Source organism: Picosynechococcus sp. PCC 7003 (assembly GCF_001693255.1).
Lineage (GTDB): Bacteria > Cyanobacteriota > Cyanobacteriia > Cyanobacteriales > MRBY01 > MRBY01.
The window spans coordinates 1,751,027-1,768,294 of sequence record NZ_CP016474.1 but is presented as its reverse complement, the minus strand read 5'-3'; the positions used below and the strand labels follow the sequence as shown (position 1 = coordinate 1,768,294).

21 protein-coding genes are annotated in these 17,268 nt (G+C 49.5%); 12 read left to right on the top strand and 9 right to left on the bottom strand.

Features of this window, described 5'->3' with window-relative positions:
• Positions 1-20: 20 nt before the first annotated feature.
• On the bottom strand, positions 21-305 hold the full coding sequence (locus AWQ21_RS08400) for a DUF2470 domain-containing protein (RefSeq protein WP_065714151.1): 285 nt from the start codon (positions 303-305) through the stop codon (positions 21-23).
• A 90-nt stretch (positions 306-395) separates the two neighbouring features.
• The gene (locus tag AWQ21_RS08395) at positions 396-1,319 is read right to left on the bottom strand and encodes a TIGR01777 family oxidoreductase (RefSeq protein WP_065714150.1); all 924 of its coding nucleotides are present in this window, start codon (positions 1,317-1,319) and stop codon (positions 396-398) included.
• 147 nt (positions 1,320-1,466) lie between these two features.
• Here AWQ21_RS08395 and AWQ21_RS08390 point away from each other — a divergent pair, with 147 nt between their 5' ends.
• Complete coding sequence (locus AWQ21_RS08390) at positions 1,467-1,967, top strand: HNH endonuclease (RefSeq protein ID WP_012307187.1); 501 nt, start codon at positions 1,467-1,469, stop codon at positions 1,965-1,967.
• A gap of 14 nt (positions 1,968-1,981) precedes the next feature.
• Here AWQ21_RS08390 and AWQ21_RS08385 read toward each other — a convergent pair whose 3' ends face one another.
• The 4 genes from AWQ21_RS08385 to AWQ21_RS08370 all read right to left on the bottom strand — a co-directional run bounded on the left by AWQ21_RS08385 (position 1,982) and on the right by AWQ21_RS08370 (position 5,358).
• A complete protein-coding gene (locus tag AWQ21_RS08385) occupies positions 1,982-3,241 on the bottom strand; it encodes an efflux RND transporter periplasmic adaptor subunit (RefSeq protein ID WP_083997991.1) in 1,260 nt (419 codons plus the stop codon).
• Between the two features lie 59 nt (positions 3,242-3,300).
• Positions 3,301-4,518 (bottom strand): AI-2E family transporter, encoded by a 1,218-nt coding sequence (locus AWQ21_RS08380; protein ID WP_232314927.1) that lies wholly within the window; start codon positions 4,516-4,518, stop codon positions 3,301-3,303.
• Between the two features lie 60 nt (positions 4,519-4,578).
• Entirely contained in the window at positions 4,579-4,779 is a 201-nt protein-coding gene (locus tag AWQ21_RS08375) for a hypothetical protein (protein WP_065714147.1), read from the bottom strand.
• A 69-nt stretch (positions 4,780-4,848) separates the two neighbouring features.
• Complete coding sequence (locus tag AWQ21_RS08370) at positions 4,849-5,358, bottom strand: response regulator (protein ID WP_065715275.1); 510 nt, start codon at positions 5,356-5,358, stop codon at positions 4,849-4,851.
• Between the two features lie 318 nt (positions 5,359-5,676).
• Here AWQ21_RS08370 and lipA point away from each other — a divergent pair, with 318 nt between their 5' ends.
• Positions 5,677-6,579 carry a lipoyl synthase gene (gene lipA / locus AWQ21_RS08365; protein WP_065714146.1) on the top strand — a complete coding sequence of 301 codons (903 nt, stop codon included), beginning with the start codon at positions 5,677-5,679 and terminating at the stop codon, positions 6,577-6,579.
• A gap of 130 nt (positions 6,580-6,709) precedes the next feature.
• Positions 6,710-7,222: a hypothetical protein gene (locus tag AWQ21_RS08360; RefSeq protein WP_065714145.1), complete on the top strand. Its 513-nt coding sequence runs from the start codon at positions 6,710-6,712 to the stop codon at positions 7,220-7,222.
• A gap of 289 nt (positions 7,223-7,511) precedes the next feature.
• Here AWQ21_RS08360 and nfi read toward each other — a convergent pair whose 3' ends face one another.
• Complete coding sequence (gene nfi / locus AWQ21_RS08355) at positions 7,512-8,192, bottom strand: deoxyribonuclease V (RefSeq protein WP_065714144.1); 681 nt, start codon at positions 8,190-8,192, stop codon at positions 7,512-7,514.
• Positions 8,193-8,379: 187 nt separating this feature from the next.
• Between nfi and AWQ21_RS08350 the strand changes: the two genes are divergently transcribed.
• From AWQ21_RS08350 to AWQ21_RS08330, 5 genes are all read left to right on the top strand, one after another.
• Positions 8,380-9,126: a hypothetical protein gene (locus AWQ21_RS08350; protein WP_157094723.1), complete on the top strand. Its 747-nt coding sequence runs from the start codon at positions 8,380-8,382 to the stop codon at positions 9,124-9,126.
• Between the two features lie 106 nt (positions 9,127-9,232).
• Complete coding sequence (locus tag AWQ21_RS08345) at positions 9,233-9,529, top strand: hypothetical protein (RefSeq protein WP_232314926.1); 297 nt, start codon at positions 9,233-9,235, stop codon at positions 9,527-9,529.
• Between the two features lie 145 nt (positions 9,530-9,674).
• Positions 9,675-10,139 (top strand): hypothetical protein, encoded by a 465-nt coding sequence (locus tag AWQ21_RS08340; protein WP_157094722.1) that lies wholly within the window; start codon positions 9,675-9,677, stop codon positions 10,137-10,139.
• Between the two features lie 135 nt (positions 10,140-10,274).
• Positions 10,275-11,600 (top strand): (Fe-S)-binding protein, encoded by a 1,326-nt coding sequence (locus AWQ21_RS08335; RefSeq protein ID WP_065714141.1) that lies wholly within the window; start codon positions 10,275-10,277, stop codon positions 11,598-11,600.
• Positions 11,601-11,629: 29 nt separating this feature from the next.
• A complete protein-coding gene (locus tag AWQ21_RS08330) occupies positions 11,630-12,691 on the top strand; it encodes a D-alanine--D-alanine ligase family protein (protein ID WP_065714140.1) in 1,062 nt (353 codons plus the stop codon).
• 82 nt (positions 12,692-12,773) lie between these two features.
• Here the strand turns inward: AWQ21_RS08330 and AWQ21_RS08325 are convergent, their stop codons facing one another.
• Complete coding sequence (locus AWQ21_RS08325; RefSeq protein WP_065715273.1) at positions 12,774-13,970, bottom strand: phosphoglycerate kinase; 1,197 nt, start codon at positions 13,968-13,970, stop codon at positions 12,774-12,776.
• Positions 13,971-14,128: 158 nt separating this feature from the next.
• Between AWQ21_RS08325 and AWQ21_RS08320 the strand changes: the two genes are divergently transcribed.
• Positions 14,129-14,533, top strand: a complete 405-nt coding sequence (locus AWQ21_RS08320) for a universal stress protein (protein ID WP_065714139.1) — start codon at positions 14,129-14,131, stop codon at positions 14,531-14,533.
• A 459-nt stretch (positions 14,534-14,992) separates the two neighbouring features.
• The gene (locus AWQ21_RS08315) at positions 14,993-15,553 is read left to right on the top strand and encodes a hypothetical protein (protein WP_065714138.1); all 561 of its coding nucleotides are present in this window, start codon (positions 14,993-14,995) and stop codon (positions 15,551-15,553) included.
• A gap of 230 nt (positions 15,554-15,783) precedes the next feature.
• Here AWQ21_RS08315 and psaC read toward each other — a convergent pair whose 3' ends face one another.
• Complete coding sequence (gene psaC, locus AWQ21_RS15905; RefSeq protein WP_012307203.1) at positions 15,784-16,029, bottom strand: photosystem I iron-sulfur center protein PsaC; 246 nt, start codon at positions 16,027-16,029, stop codon at positions 15,784-15,786.
• Between the two features lie 254 nt (positions 16,030-16,283).
• Here psaC and AWQ21_RS08310 point away from each other — a divergent pair, with 254 nt between their 5' ends.
• On the top strand, positions 16,284-16,862 hold the full coding sequence (locus AWQ21_RS08310) for a DUF1997 domain-containing protein (protein WP_065714137.1): 579 nt from the start codon (positions 16,284-16,286) through the stop codon (positions 16,860-16,862).
• Positions 16,863-17,016: 154 nt separating this feature from the next.
• Positions 17,017-17,139, top strand: coding sequence for a membrane protein (locus tag AWQ21_RS16625; RefSeq protein WP_041443506.1), 123 nt, complete (start codon positions 17,017-17,019; stop codon positions 17,137-17,139).
• Positions 17,140-17,268 lie beyond the last annotated feature (129 nt).

The window sequence follows — 17,268 nt, the reverse complement described above, 5'->3', positions numbered from 1 at the left end:
TCAAGTTGCTGGGAGTTTACTTAGGTGGGATCAGCTTGGGCCGCTTGCATCATTTCTACTAAAACAGTGTGAGCTTCTTTCGCGTTGGCCAAGGTTTTGGGGAAAGGAATCCGTACCGCTTCTGTGCCGGTTGTGTCAGTCACTTCAAGGGCCATCCCCGTTTCATCAAGGGACAACATTTTTGCGGCTTCTGCACGATGACACTGGCCAAAATGCTTTGCATAAAGGAGAACCGCGTCGCCATGGTCTTTGTTCATGTGGTTACAAATGCGATCGCTTACTGCGGCAGTGATAATTTCAGACATGATTTGTTAAAAAAGAACGATAAATCTTGATTAAAAATAATAGGGTGCCAACCCTAAAAAGTATGGATGGATCGTCATGCTACTGAGGATCTAATTAACCAGTAAATCGATCAGAGCGGCTTTGAGATCAGAAAATTTAAACTGGAAACCGGCCTCCTCAGTCCGTTTGGGGAGCACTTTTTGCCCTTCTAAGACGACCTTTGCACCATCACTGAGGAGTAATTCTAAAACAAAGCCGGGGACAGGTAGCCAAGCCGGGCGTTTCATCACGGAGCCTAAGGTTTGGGCCAGGGTTTCCATGGTGACTGGATTGGGGGCAGTGCCGTTGTAGATACCTTGCCAATCGGCGCGGGTGAGGGCCATTTCAATCAAGCTAACAAGGTCATCGCGGTGGATCCAAGAGACCCACTGCTTCCCTGTACCAAGGGGGCCACCGACAAAGGTATTGAAAGCGAGAATCATCTTTGCGAGGGCGCCTCCTTCCTTGGCAAGGACAATCCCAAACCGGAGAATGACGGTGCGAGTGCCGTGGTTTTGGGCTTCTAGGGCCGCCGCTTCCCAGGCTTGACAAACGTCTGCGAGGAAGTCGTTACCGGGAGGACTCGTTTCAGTGTAGGTGGCGGTTTCACTGGTGCCGTAATAGCCGACAGCAGAGGGATTAATGAGTACCTGGGGTTTTTGGGCGGCTTTGGCGATCGCCTCAACGATTTTTTCTGTTCCCCCCTGGCGACTGTGGCGAATTTCTTGCTTATAGCTGGGTGTCCAGCGTTGTTCTGCAATGGGAGCCCCGGCCAGATTCACCACCGCATCGCAGCCAGAAATACAGTCTTGCCAGGGGCCTGATTCCGTGGGCATATAGGCCACAATCTTGAGCTTCGGATAGGCTGAGGCTGGAAAAATACCTTGGGCTTTGGCCTCGCTGCGGGTCAAGACTAAAAGCTCATGGGTAGGGTACAAGCGTTCAACTAAGCGTTGCCCCACAAGACCTGTTGCACCGGTAATCGCAATTTTCATTGAAAAAAGTTTAAATCATCAAGGATATACACAAATTGTGGCGTAATGGCCTCCATGGCGACAACGCCCCCCTGTCTTTGAGAGCTGTGCTAGCATAGGCGGAAATATTGAGTCTAGCGTCTTTCTTTTAAACATTACGCAGAGAATATGGCCAAGGTATTGGTGCTAAATGCCTCCTATGAACCGCTCAACATTACCAGTTGGCGTCGGGCAGTGGTGTTGTTGCTCAAAGACAAGGCCGAAAGCCTAGAACACAATGGCCGCGTCATTTACCAGAATTTTCCTCTCCCCACCGTCATTCGCCTGCGCCACTACATTAAAGTGCCCTACCGCGAGATTCCCCTGACCCGTAAAAATATTCTGGAACGCGATCGCCACACCTGCCAATATTGTCGTAAGCGCGGCGAACAACTGACCCTCGACCACATTATTCCGCGATCGCGGGGCGGCGTAGACAGTTGGGAAAACCTCGTCACCGCCTGTATGCGTTGCAATGTGCGCAAGGGCAATCGCACCCCCAAAGAAGCGGAAATGGAGTTATTGATCCAGCCGCGCAAACCCCACAGTAGCCTCTATTTCGAGCTTTTAAAATACACTCGGGACGATCTCAACCACGAATGGCGCAAATATGTGATCGGCATTAACTAGCTTCTCGCGCTTTACTAGAAGACTTCCTCGGTTTGGGGGAAGACAGGGGTGCCATCGGTCAAATTGAGAATGCCCGTGGTAATCACCTGTTCTCCGGTGGTTAAGCCTTCTAGCACTTGATAGCGATCGCCTTCAATGGCCCCTAAAGTGACGGGTTTTTGCACAGCAATTAAAGGCGGATCATTTTCCCCTTGGGCGTCGGGATTGGGGGCAGTGACGAAGACAAAGGTTTCTGCGCCAATGCGTGACACAGCGGTGACGGGAACCGAAACTCCCGTTTGCTGACTCAGAATGAGTTTGGCTTTGACCTGTTGTCCTGTGAAAAGGCGATTGTCAGGGTTATCAAAGCTGGCCTTCGCCAGGATGGTTTGGGATGCAAGGTCTACTTCCGGGGAAATAAAACTTACTTGGCCCCGACCTACGGTTTCTAGGGTGCGATAGTCAATCAGCTCGACAGGTAGGGAGAGACGAAGATCAGCAGCCTGCTCGATGGGGACAAAAAAGTTGAGGCTAAGGCGCGTATTTTGGGCAATGGTGCCAATGGTGGCTCCCCGTTCGAGGTAGTCTCCTGGTTGAACGGTTAAGTCGCCAATGATGCCGGTAACGGGGGCTGTTACTTGAGTTTCCCGGAGGTCTTCGTTGGCGATCGCCACCGTATTATTTGATTGGCGGAGATTAGCTTTGGCCTGGTTCACGCTCGCTTGGGCAGCTTTGATCCGTTGATTAATGGTATTTAGTCGCGCCTTGGCCACCTCTAGATCCCGTTGGCTCTGGTCGAGATCCCGCTTGGGTAAAGCTCCGGTATCCACGAGGCTTTTAATCCGTTGAAGATCTTGTTCTCGGAGTTTTAAATCGGCCTGGGCTTCGAGCTTTTCCGCATTGACGGCACTGAGTTGGGCTTCGGCATTGGTTTGGGCCGCCCGGGCTGCTTCTACCCCGCCGATCGCCTGTTGCAAAGAAGCCTGGCTGCGCTCTGACTTGAGGGTCAAAATAGGTGTTCCCGCCGCGACCGTATCCCCCTCTTGGATTTGAATGGCTTGGACAATGCCGTCTACTTCTGGTTTCAGGGTAACGAGATTATCAGCTTCTAAAACCCCCACATATTCAGTGGTGGTGGCGAGCAGATCGGGGTCTAAGGTTTCGAATTTCACCGGTACTCCCTGGGGAGTTTGGGCTTGGGGCGGTTGACCACCACAGCCACTGAGGCTCACAGCACAGCTTACAACTAGACTTAAGACCACTGGCGATCGCCAATCACTCCGGGACGCGCCCATACATCAAATTCCTCAACCAGAAATAAAATCACTCTTAACAAGGGTACACAAAGTTTTCCTTAACTGGGGGACTCCGGCGGATGGTCCGTCGGCAATTCTGGCGTTTTTCCCCTTGGTTCTGCGGCTACTGATTGACTGGATTCAATATCTACAATTCCAGAAACCATGGCCAATACTTGGCCTTCTTCCTTCGCTTGCCAAGGGTCTAAAATATCTTTGATCAAGACTTCCCGAACGATTACTTGGCCGATAACTGCCAGGGGCAATGCCAAAAATAGCCCCAAAAAACCCAACTGCAATGTCACAGCAAACAAAACCTGCGCCAGAAGCGTTACGGCGGGGAGTAGGGATACTTGCCGAGCCATCACCCAGGGGGTCAAAACATTCCCCTCTACCTGCTGAATTACAAAATATAAGATCAAAACTGCCCAGATTTTCCATGGAGCTTCCAACAGAGCAATGAGGATGGGGGGAATCACGCTCAAAGCGGGGCCAATATTGGGAATAAAGGTTAGTAAACCAGCCAAAATTGCCTGGGGTAAAGCCAATGACAACCCCAAAATCAAGAGGCCCACATAGCTCAACACACCAATGCAAAACATATTAAACATAATGCCCGCTACCCAGCCCTTGAGATCTGCGTCACAAAGGGTCAAAATTTCGTCTGCTCGCCGCCGATAAAAGGACGGAAACAAACGAATAAATCCCTGGCGATAGGGTTGGGGATCTGCTAGAAACATCAAGGTTAAAACCGTGAGCAACAAGACATTCAAAAGCACCTTGAGGGAGTCGGAAAATAGACTCCAGCCACGATTGAGTAGCTCATTAAGGAGGGTGGAGAGTTGTGGAATAACCTCATCGAAGTTCGGTAACTGTTCGCTGATCTGCAAGCCAAAGTTCTCTTCAATTCTGAGAATTTGTGCATCTAACCACCCATCAATTTCATAGAAGCCTGTGTTGAGCTTGCTAAACAGAATTTGGAACTGGCCAATAAAAGGTGGAATAACGATGGTTAAAGCAAGCCATAGGATTAATGCCACAAGAAATAGGGCCGTAAAGACCGCAAAGGAGCGTCCAATTCGCAGGAGGGGTTGGTTGAAACGGGCCGCGAGGCGATCGCCCCAGGTTTGTAGCTTGATCACCAGCACATTGAGAGCATTGGCCAGGATCACCGCCGTGAGTAACAACAGTAAAAACGCTTTAATTTGCCAGAGAATATAAAGGGAACTCAGAAGAACAATGAAGCCGCTCCATTTCCGAAAATCCACGTTACTCACACGCCTCAAGTTAGTGCTGTTGTTTTGATTATGTCTTAGTTTTGACTAACCCTTACCCATTTAGGAAGTCTGGGACATACTCCGCCACCACAATAGCCCGGCCATCACCAGCGCCGGTAGTAAAATCGCCGCCACAGCACCGCCATTAGATGAGGCGATCGCCCCCAAGCCAAAACCATAGGGCAAGCCATACTTAATTAACGCCGCCCCCGCCGCCGAAATCACCAACACCTTAACTAAAGAATAAAGCTGTGCGCCCATCGAAATTACTATCCCTTGATGTTGTCGCCATTGACCTTTGGCCAAGAATACTGGTTCAGTTTAGCGAGCCTACTTCAGCTTTTGTTTCACAAAACTAACCAACTGTGCCATTTGTTTTCTGAGCAGATCGATTTCCCCTTGGAGGGCGTTCACCTTCGCCTGCAACGCCACAATTTCTGATGCCATTGGATTCCCCGTTGTGCTCGCACTGAGGGAAGCAAGGGGAGCCTCTGGGATTGTCTGTGCGTGCTTTCTAGCCTTCGCCATTGCATCTTTGATGGCGTTGATCAGTTGCTTTTGGTCAAAGGGCTTCTCGATGAAGGAAAACAGTTCAAAGGGTTCCGGTAGCTTTTCGGTGACTTCTTCCTTGCGGCCAGACATTAGCACCAAAGGGATCGCCTTTAGTTCCGGGCGCTTTTGAATTTCTTGGTATACTTCCCAGCCGCTCATCTTCGGCAGGAGAAAATCCAACATGATCAGATTGGGATGTTCCGTATTGATAAGATTGAAACCCTCAAGTCCATTCTTGGCCTCAATGACTTCAAAATTCCCCTCTGGCAGCATATCCTTAACCCGCATGCGGATCACTTTGCTGTCGTCAATCACTAGGATTTTGTGGGTCACAACATACTCCTTCACAACATAAAATAGCTGACTGGGTCGTCTCTATGATGGCGTGGACTTGGTAAAAAGTTTAGAGGCTTCGACCAAAATCTACGATCATTTAGCAGTTAAGCGATTGAGTTTTTCTCAGTTTGACATACTCATCGGCCTGAAGCCACCGTGATGTTGCCCACGGGGTTAGCCCCACGCCTAGGGATGTTGGGTTAGCTGGATTTTCAGTAAACTAATTCTAAAAATTCCAGAACATCTCTCAACAGTGTTTTTATAAAAATTATGGCTCCTTCTGCGCCTCACTCCTCCAACGTCCCGATTTTGCCCATGCCCAATTGGGTCAAAGCTCCCCTTGGTAAAGCGAGTGAGATCTCGACGGTACAGCGAATCATTAAACAACGGGGCATTCATACCATCTGTGAGGAGGGAAAATGCCCGAATCGGGGTGAGTGTTACGCCAATCGAACCGCAACATTTTTATTAATGGGGCAAGTATGTACTAGGGCCTGCGCGTTTTGTCAGGTGGATAAAGGCCAAATTCCCCTCCCCCTTGACCCCCAGGAACCCCAAAAGGTGGCAGAGTCGGTGCGGCTGTTGGGACTGAGTTATGTGGTGTTGACATCGGTGGCACGGGACGATCTTGCCGATGGGGGAGCCGGCTGGTTTATGGCGGTGATGGCAGCGATCCGGGCGGAAAATCCAGGGACACAAATTGAAGTGCTGACCCCGGATTTTTGGAGTGGAAAAGGGGCAGAGACAGCCCAGGCAGAACGGGTCAAAACAGTGGTGGCAGCGCAACCGACTTGTTATAACCACAACATTGAAACGGTAGAACGGCTCCAGGGTCCCGTGCGTCGGGGGGCAAAGTATGGGCGATCGCTCCGGGTTTTGGAATTGGTAAAAGCGTACAATCCTGAGATCCCGACGAAATCAGGCTTAATGCTCGGCCATGGGGAAACGGAAACAGAAATTATCCAAGCATTACGGGATTTACGGGCGGTGGGGTGCGATCGCCTCACCCTAGGCCAATATATGCGCCCTTCTCTCGCTCATTTACCGGTACAAAAATATTGGACACCAGCGGAATTTGAACACCTAGGGGCGATCGCCCAGGAAATGGGTTTTTCCCATGTGCGTTCAGGGCCTCTGGTGCGTAGTTCCTACCATGCTGGCGAGTCCGCCTAGAGACCGTATAAATTATTGCGATTTATGAAAGAGTATTACTAGATTATGTCGTTTTGGGGCGATGCTTTCGATGGGGTTCCCTGAGCTTTTAAGCTAAAAAAAGTAAGGCCCCGTTTCGGGAGAAGAAACCATGTTCAACGACGCCCTCAAAAAGCAACCATTTTCCCTCAACTTATCGGCTATTGTCATGACAATCTTGGGGTTTTGGTTGAGTGCCTCTTTCCTCCTCGATTTTGTAATCATTCCTGTGTTGTCAATGACCGGGATGATGGCCGACAGCGGTTTTATCAGCACGGGATATGTTTTGTTTGGGGTGTTTAACCGTTTAGAGGTGGTCTGTGCCGCCGGGATTTTAACAATCTTTTTTGGGTTTAAATTTGAACATCTCTTTGGCGATCGCCAAGCCTTAAATGCCCTCGTCATTGCCAGCATTTTGTTAAATATTGCTTTACTTTATACCTATTTGATTACGCCTCAGTTAGCTGGCTTTGGCTTAGAAATGACTGGCCTCAATGGGACGGCAACGATGCCTTTACAGATGTCAGTGTGGCACAGTTTGTATTGGGTACTAGAAGCCGCAAAATTTATTTTGGGAATCACTTTGCTGCGGTGGTGTTACCGTCGTGCCTGTGCGATCGCCTAAACCACTAATTGGCTTTTTAACGGCAAAGGGTTGAAATCCCCGCCCCTTGGGGCGTAATGCTCTATAATTATGTCGTTGACACGGCAACGGATAGCGAAAACCAAGCTAGACACATACAAAGTATTTTTTGTGACCGTGATTTTTGTCCTCGGGAACCGGGGAGTCCGCCTATCGCCAGAATATAAGACTCGCTATTCCTCGGAATAGAAAGCTGTTCTTTGGGTAGGAAGCCCCTCTGTTTGCGGCGGGGTAGTTCACGGAAAACGATGCCGCCAAAAGGCGGTATTTTTCATGGGAAATTAGGTTTTCGAGAAGCCAGTTTATCCGCCAAGCGAGTGGGTTCCAGGAGGCGATATTTCGGCGTACAGGCGAGGACAAAATCAATGGCCGTGGCTAAACTGACCCGATGGCCCACAGAAATATAGAGGGGACGCACCTTCGTCCGACTCCGGAGCACAGCGCCAATGGTTTCATCGTGATCCTGTAAAGGCACCCACTGTCCCTTTTCGAGGGGAACGTCCTGGTGGGTACCAATATAGCGGGATTTTGCCACCCCAATCGTCGGTAAATCTAACAAGATACCCAAGTGAGAAGCTAACCCCAAACGGCGCGGATGGGCATAGCCTTGGCCATCACAGAACAATAAATCTGGCAGGTGTGTGATTTTTTCTAAGGCGTTTAAGATAGCAGGGATTTCCCGGAACGACAATAGCCCTGGTACGTAGGGAAAGGACGTGGGGCAGCGGGCGATCGCCGTTTCGATAATCTCCAAATCGGGAAATGATAAAACCACCACCGCCGCCCGTGTGATCATGAAGCGTTCCTCAAAGCCTACATCAACCCCAGCAATGGTTTTGACCTTTGTAGGTAAGCAATCTTGGAGCAGGAGCCATTGTCGTAGTGACGTTTGAATCTCCCGGGCGATCGCAGGGGAAACATCCCAGGAATGACTGTGGTGTAAAACAAGCATTTGCGTAACTCCTCATGGGTATTTCGAGGATCAAAGGAACCGATTTTCGTCCCATCAATCGGTAACCGTTAAATTTCACCAATTAATTCAGAATCAATCTGGCACTTTCCTCTACACTGGAAGCAACTTTTTAAAACTTCATTTTCATCCATATCCTGCCCCAAAATTGTGTGTTGAGGTTGCCGCCATGCGTCAAATATTTCTGTTGTTGCCCCTTGCTGCCGTGGGTTTAACACTCGGGAGTTGCTCTCTATTGCCCGGTGGTGGCGGTGATGAACCGACCCCTGAAACTCCCCAAGCCACAGCGCCAACTCCAGCTCCGGAGCCAGACGCTGAATTGTTTGCCCCCCCCACAACAGAAACATTATCTTCTGTGCTGATTCCGTCTACTGACCCGGATGCCCGTCGTCGAGCCACCGCAGAAGGTCGGCCAGATCCCTTTGCGGATCTTCCCATTGTGCCCCAGGTGACTTTAGCGCCTCCCCCAGCACCAACACCAACACCGACTGCTTCTGGTACGCAACCGGGTGCCCCAGGTACAGCCAATGGCGCTGGTACCCCTGGACAGACTACGCCAGGTACACTCCCTGGAGCCGTGGCGATCGCCCCACCGCCACCTCTGGACTTTACGCCGGTTCTCCCTGCCCTACCAGAGCCTACAGCAGCCCGCAATACCAAGGTTACTGGGGTTGTCCAAATAGGGGGGATTGATTATGTCATGGTGGAATCCCCCGATGAGCGTTTTAGCCGCTATGTGAAGGTGGGAGACTATGTGGCCAATGGTCAGGTACTTGTAAAAGCGATCGCCTTTAATCGGGGTGTTCCCGTTGTCACTCTGGAGCAGTACGGCATGACGATTCAGAAAAAACTCAATGAAACTTCGGTGGCGAGTAATCCTGGAGAACGTACTGTTCCGACCCTAGAAGAAGGTTAAATTCGTCCAGAAAACAAGCCAATCACCATCGAAATATTACCCCCCAAGGGGAGCAGGCAAAACGGTACAATGCTCCTAATGTTTGACGTGGAAAAGGACAGCAATTGTGACAACTCCGGGCACTGTAACAGAACTGATCACAGAATGTTTGCGGCGGGAGGATCTGCCCCTGGCCATTTATCGGGAGGTGGCGGCCCATCTACAACAGGTGCCCCAGGTAAAGGTGGAATTAGAGTTACGGCGATCGCCAAAATTTAATTACTTCCATAGCCAAATTGGGGAAATGCGTCTCCACTATCCAGCAGATCTCCCCCAAGGCGATCGCCAACAACTTGAAGCGATTCTTTCCTTCTACGCCGAGCGATATGGTGCTTGGCAACGGGACAGCATTAACCCCGAATAAAGCAGCCATACCCAGCTATCTCACCCCAACTCCTGAACGAAAATCCTACAATGGAAGTGTAAGGAAACTTGTCAAACACCTGATTTTGCTCTCCTAAGCGAGGCTTTTTCAGACGAGTTTCAAACGTTTTGAGGAGTGCTCAATCATGAAAACAATAGTTGCTTTACTTAGCCTAGGTAGCGTTATGCTCACGGCTGGTGCAGCCCAGGCCCAAATCACTCCCACAAATCAATACAGTTACATTGGTATTGCTGGAAATGTCGGTTTAACCGATCCTGATCGTAGTGTTGCCGATGACGGAGTCACGGTGATCAGTAAAATTGCGATTCTAAACAACGTATCCTTCCGCCCTGGCGTCAATTTTGGGGGAGATACCTCCGTCACGCTACCAATTACCTATGACTTTGCGGCCCGGGGACGCATCAATCCCTATGTTGGCGCCGGCATAGTCACAGATTCTGGAGACACCGACTTCTTGGCCACTGGCGGCATTGACTACCGTTTCTCACGGGATTTTGTGGGGAATGTCGGTCTCAATGTTGGGTTTGCCGATGATGCGGATGTGGGTCTCACCCTGGGGGTTGGCTACGTTTTCCCCCAAGGTCGTTAGGTGTTTAACCGGGAATTACCCGTTAATCATTTAGGACGTTACAAATCATGTTGATTTTCTGCCTCCCTATCCTGGGAGGTTTTTTCTCGGAGTCGCAAACTTCTATAGTGGTTTGAGGTAGTTTTTGGACGAGCAATGACCCTTTCTGACACAAAATTAGGTGGTTTTGACCCGCAGCTTCCCCCAGAACAGGGAGTGATCGACAGTTGCGTGCATTGTGGCTTTTGTTTGGATACTTGTCCGAGTTATCGGGTGCTCGGCTCTGAAATGGATTCTCCCCGGGGTCGGATCTACCTGATGGATGCGATCGCCAAGGGAGAGGCGGAAATTAACAGCGCCACGGTGCAACATTTCGATAGTTGTCTGGGTTGCTTGGCCTGTACCTCGGCTTGTCCTTCGGGGGTCCGTTATGACGAACTACTGGCCTCGATGCGGGCGCAAATTGAGCGCAACTACACCAGAAGCCTGGGCGATCGCCTATTTCGGTGGCTGATTTTCAACCTATTCCCCTATCCTTTGCGCCTAAAATTGCTGCTGCCATTGCTGTGGTTTTACCAAAATTCGGGTCTGCAGTGGCTTGTTCGTAAACTAGGTATTTTGAAGTTGATTCCCCGGTTGGCGGCGATGGAGTTGATTTTGCCCCAAGTTAATCTCCAGGCCAGCAAACAATCGTTACCCACTCTGATTCCGGCCCAGGGAGAAAAACGGTATCGCGTTGGCATGGTGCTGGGTTGCGTCCAACGGTTATTCTTTTCTCCGGTGAATGAGGCAACGGCCAGGGTTTTAACGGCTAATGGTTGCGAAGTGGTGATTCCCAAAAGTCAGGGGTGTTGTGCGGCGCTCCCGGCCCACCAAGGACAAACGGAGCAAGCCCAAGAATTAGCGCGACAGATGATCGATAGCTTTGCCGATCAAGACCTCGATTACATCATTATCAATGCCGCTGGTTGTGGCCATACCCTCAAGGAATACGGACGAATTTTACAGGACGACCCAGCTTATGCCCAAAAAGCCCAGAATTTTGCGGCCAAGGTGCGCGATGCCCAGGAATTTCTCGCGACGGTGGGTTTAACGACCCCTTTAAATCCTTTAACCTCTGACACATTGCCTCTTGTTTATCAGGACGCTTGTCACCTGCTCCATGGCCAAAAAATTTCTGCCCAACCGCGCGATCTGCTCCAGCAAATTCCCCATGTGCAGCTCTGTGAACCCGCTGAACATAATCTCTGTTGCGGGAGTGCCGGGGTATTTAACCTGCTCCAGCCGGACATCGCTGCCGAACTAGGAGAACGCAAAGCTCGCAATCTCGTAAACACTGGCGCAAAGGCGATCGCCTCGGCGAATCCAGGCTGTAGTCTGCAAATCCAGAACCATCTCCAACAACAGGGCCAAACAATTCCCCTATGGCATCCCATGGAACTGCTCGATTTTGCCATTCGCGGCGTCCCCTTGCCCCTATAATGATCCCGATATCTATGGTGGAGAACGTGATGGCACGGCAACGGGTTGGTTTATTGTTTGGGGGAAAATCTGGGGAACATGATGTTTCTATCGTCTCAGCGGCAGCGATCGCCAAAGCCTTTGCCCAGGATGATAACTCCGAAAAATACGAACTCCTCCCGTTTTACATCGACCGCAATGGCATTTGGCACGGCCCAGAGATTTCCCAACAGGTGCTCACTGCCGGAAAAGCTCTCCCCGCAGAAACCGTTGATCCGGCCAGTCGTTGGCAATTTCCCCCAGCGGCTCCTAGCGTTGATGTGTGGTTTCCCATTGTCCATGGTCCCAATGGCGAAGATGGTACCCTCCAAGGTCTGCTGACCCTGATGGAAAAGCCCTTTGTGGGGAGTAAAGTGCTCGGTTCGGCCGCCGGTATGGATAAACTGGCGATGAAAATGGTCTTTGCCCAAGCGGGTCTGGCCCAGGTGGATTATGTGGGCGTGCTGCGTTCGGAAGTGTGGTCTGGCCCTTGCGTTTTCCCAAAAGTCTGCGACAACATTGAAGCCCAGCTTAACTACCCAATGTTCGTCAAACCAGCAAATCTGGGGTCTTCTGTGGGGATTAGTAAAGTGCGCAGCCGTGACGAACTCGAAAAAGCGTTGGATCTTGCCGCTGAATATGACCGTCGAATCATCGTTGAAGCTGGGGTAACAGCCCGGGAAGTAGAATGCGCCGTTCTGGGCAATGATCAGCCGAAAGCCTCGGTGGTGGGGGAAATTCGCTTTGACAGTGATTTCTACGACTACGAAACGAAATATACCGATGGGAAATCCAGTATGCACATTCCCGCCGAGATCCCAGCGGCGATCGCCCAACAGATTCAAGAACTCGCGATCAAAGCTTTCCAAGCCCTCGACTGCCGTGGCATTGCCCGGGTAGATTTTTTCTATGTGGAAGCGACCCAGACGGTGTTGATTAACGAAATTAATACCCTGCCTGGTTTTACGGCCCTGAGTATGTACCCTCAGTTATGGCAACAAAGCGGCATTCCCTTCCCTCAATTGGTGGATCGCCTGGTGCAATTTGCCCTAGAAGACGCCCCACAAGCTTAATCGTCTCGACAAATTCCCCGAAAAAAAGCCCCCCTAAATCAGCTAGGGGGGTATTTGTTAGATCAAAAGAACAGTTAAAAGTTTAGGCATCATCGAGGGCAACGATACCGGGCAGCTCTTTCCCTTCCAGCAGTTCGAGACTGGCACCACCACCAGTAGAAATGTGACTCATTTTGTCTGCAACGCCGACTTTTTCGACAGCAGCAACGGAGTCACCACCCCCAATAATCGTGACAGTACCGGTTTCAGTCGCCCCCGCAAGGGTCTTGGCGATCGCCTCGGTACCTACAGCAAATTTATCGAACTCGAATACCCCCATCGGGCCATTCCAGATCGCTGTGCCACAACCATCGAGAGCCTCTTGGAAGACCTTCACAGAATCAGCACCAATGTCGAGACCCATCCAACCATCGGGAATGGCATCAACACTAACCGTTTTCGCTTCAGCGTCAGGCGCAAACTTGTCTGCCACAACCACGTCAGTGGGGAGCAAAATTTTCCCTTGGGCTTTTTCCATTAAGCTCTTCGCCAAATCGATCTTGTCATCTTCCACGAGGGAACCACCGACGGATTTCCCTTGGGCCTTGTAGAACGTGAAGATCATCCCACCGCCGATCAGGAGCTTGTCGCACTTTTCCAGGAGGGTTTCGATGACACCAATTTTGCTGGACACCTTAGAACCGCCCACAATCGCCACGAGGGGACGCTTGGGAGCTTCGATGGCCCCCTTGAGGAACTGGAGTTCTTTTTCGATTAAAAGACCAGCAACGGAAGTACCAACGTGGTGGGTGACGCCTTCGGTGGAACCATGGGCACGGTGAGCGGTCCCGAACGCATCGTTGACATAAATGTCTGCATTGGCCGCGAGTTGCTTGGCAAATTCAGGATCATTCTTTTCTTCGCCAGGGTTAAAGCGGAGGTTTTCTAATAATGCCACTTGACCATTACTGAGGTTGGCGATCGCCTGGTTTACCGCATCCCCAATGCAATCATCACACTTAGTGACAGATTGGCCCAACAATTCAGACAAGCGGGCGGCCACAGGCGTTAAGCGCATCGAATCAACCACCTGACCCTTCGGACGACCCATGTGGCTTCCGAGAATCACCTTGGCACCTTTCTCAGTCAAATATTTGATGGTGGGGAGTGCGGCCCGAATCCGGGTATCGTCAGTGATTGCACCGCTTTCATTGAGGGGTACATTAAAATCAACCCGGACAAATACGCGCTTACCGCTTAAATCTGCCTCTGTTAAATTTGCAACTGATTTCTTAGCCACAATATAAGATCCTCCAAATGCTTGCTTTTTATAAAGTTCTGTCATCTTGTCATCAGAAGAAGACCATTTTTCCGAGAAAATTGAACTAGAGTTCCAAATCCAGAAAAATATCTCCATGCAGATTTTACCGGAGCCTGTGTCTAGGAGGTAGAGCTACTATGTTTAAAACCATTCTTTTTCCCGTTGATAAAAGTCGTGAAGCCCGTGAAGCGGCAGAAACCGTAATCAGCCTTGTGAAATCCTTCCAAAGTCGTTTAGTCCTGCTCTCCGTGGTCGAACCAACAGAGCCAGAGGAGCGCCAGGGGGTGATGAATTCCGAAGAAGCGGTGGCCAAGCTCCTCCAGGGGGCCCATGATCTCTTTGCCCAGGCCGGAATCGAAGCCGACATCATTGAACGGGAAGGGATGCCATCTTTCACCATTTGCGATGTGGCCGATGAAATTGAGGCTGATTTAATCGTGATGGGCTGTCGGGGTATGGGCTTAACCCAGGAAGGGGCCGCCGAAAGTGTCACCAGTAAAGTCACGAATCTTTCTCCTTGCCCGGTCTTAATCATCCCCTAGGGGTTGCGCTGTCAGTTCAATACCCAGCTTGAGATTACTTCTATTTGTTCCATGGGACGATGGCGATCGCCTTTTTCTGTTCAGCCTTTTCTCCCATGGCAATACAAAAATTTTGATCTTTAATTAGGAAAGATCTTAAAAATCATAAGTATTTATATTCATTCAAGAGGGCCTGCCTCTATTTGAAGGAGAATCAACAAAAATAGACCAGAATTGCAACAACTTGCTCGGCTAAAGATTTTATTTGCTCATCTATGGCGGAAGTGAGAGTTAAAATTAACAGTAATCATTTAAGATTGCATTAAAATAGTTACAGTACCCCCATTCAATCAATAAATGCCCAGTTATATTTCTATAGGAAAATAAAAAATAAGCAAGTGATCTTTTAGTAGTAATGCGTTTTACTGGGTGTATAAAGCATTGATTTTGCGTCGTCTACAGTAGGTTGAAATAGCGCTTATGAATGCAGCATCTACCAATAATCGTCCTAAACTTCAGTTAATTGGTGAAGTCCTTGAAGATGCAGGCTTGATCTCCGAGGCCCAATTACAAACGGCCCTTTTTGATCAGCAAATTTACAACGATTTAAAATTTGGTGAAATCTTGACTCTGCGGGGCTGGATTCACCAACCAACGGCTGATTTTTTCGCGAAATATGCGAAACAAGAACTGATATTGATTGATGGCAAACGGCTTGGTGATTATTTGCTTGAGGCGGATTTGCTCACCACCGAGCAGCTCGCTCTCATTCTCGAGGAGCAAAAGCTTAACCATCTGCTATTTGGCAGTTTAGCGGTCTTAAAAGGCTATATTCCTCAAAAAACTTTGAATTTTTTCTTGCGCAATATCCTAAATAAAAATGTTGGCGATCGCCAATTTTGGCAGACTACCCACCACCCCAAAACATCTCTCATCGAAAAACCTAACGCGAAAGCCACTCAATCCGCGCTACCCAAAGACACCCTGAACGCGGCCAAGAGCACTGGTGCTGAGCCCACAGAAATTAACTGGATTGGTTAGTTTGTTCCTGAAAAATAGAACTTCTTAATTGCGAAAACGTTTGACCTATGGCGATTCTCCTGGAAAGCGATCGCCGCATGCTCGTGGCAAAACAAATACAATATAACGGACAATAAAAAAAGAGAGGACTTAAAATGCCTCTCCAGAGATGACCAGAATGGTTGAAAACGTTAATGGGATAGTGTTTTAATATAACCCAATACAAAAAGGCTTGTGTTAAATGGGCGAGTTTAGTAGGCCAGACCCATACTACGAGTTGTCTCGGCACCGAGGTAAACCCGGATACTGAGAAAGTCGGTGGGGCAAGCAGTTTCACACCGCTTACAACCAACGCAATCTTCTGTTCTCGGAGAAGATGCGATCTGACCCGCTTTGCAGCCATCCCAAGGAACCATCTCTAGGACATCAAGGGGACAGGCACGGACGCACTGGGTGCAGCCAATGCAAGTGTCGTAAATTTTAACGCTATGAGACATTGAGTGTTAACTCCTACAAGAATGTGGTTTGATTATGTCAGCATTCTGGATTATGGGTTAGTTTACCGCAGGGCTAGAAGTCCCTTGGCGAAAAGGTGATATAAGTTTACGTTGTGTTACATATCCCTAAAAATCCTGCGTCTCTGGGCAATTTTGGGCATTTTTTGAAATTTTCTGGGTTGCTTTTTCGGAGGCAGAGACCAATGTTTTTATTGATTCGGTGTTGATACAAAATTTAGGAATAGAACTTTACTATGGCCATTCGCTTCCAAGCCCTCGAAGTTGTTGCCCTCTCCGTGCCGGAGGCGCCCCGTCCTATTCAGGAGTATCTCCGGGAAATTGATTGTCTGGTGGGGGCGATCGCCGATCCTGAGCGCACCGAAAAAATTGCCCCGGATCAATACCGACTCAAAATGCGGCCCATTGGTTTCTTAGATCTATACAAATTCCAGCCCATTGTGACCCTGAAAATTTGGTGTGATCGCCACTGCCAAGTCCATATCAAAAGTTTGGATTATCAACTGCGGGGCCTCGAACCCTTCATGAAAGGTTTTAAACTCGATGTGACTGGCCGATTACAACCTGTCGCCGATAAGCAGGCGCAATGGTTACTCCAGGGTGAAGCAGATCTCCAGGTCAAACTCGAGCTGCCGCCCCCCCTCTGGTTTACCCCCAAGGCCTTAGTGAAAAAGACGGGCGATCGCCTCCTGCAGGAAATCTTGCAACGCATCAAAGGACAACTCCTTGATCAATTAGTGCGTGACTACCAAGTTTGGGCCCATGGTGCCCCCGAAATCTCGGCCTATGGCGATCGCCTCGAAACCCACCCTTAAATTTCCCGCAGGACAGATCTTATTTCAATGGGTCAAAATTCCATAAAATCCAAGAATTTCCAATGAAATAGCAAATTTTGCTGCCATAAAAGTTAATTTCCGCTCTCTGGAAAAATCGCTATGATGAAACTGAATGTACAGTTACCCTAACTCTATGGATATCAAATTACTTTTATTGGCTTTGACAGGTGTCTTTACTGTGGCTTGTCTCTTTTTCGGCACCCAAAATGGTTTTTATGATTCCGATGATTACCACGGCAATGGTTCCGCCCACTAATGTGCCTGCCCATCATTTTTGGGTGGTTTCGCCACAAGTTCCCTTAACCAGATCTTTTATTGTTCGTTGAGATACTCTAGGATCTCCTGCGGCGATCGCCTCCTTGGGATTCTAGGATTTTTTGTGCCC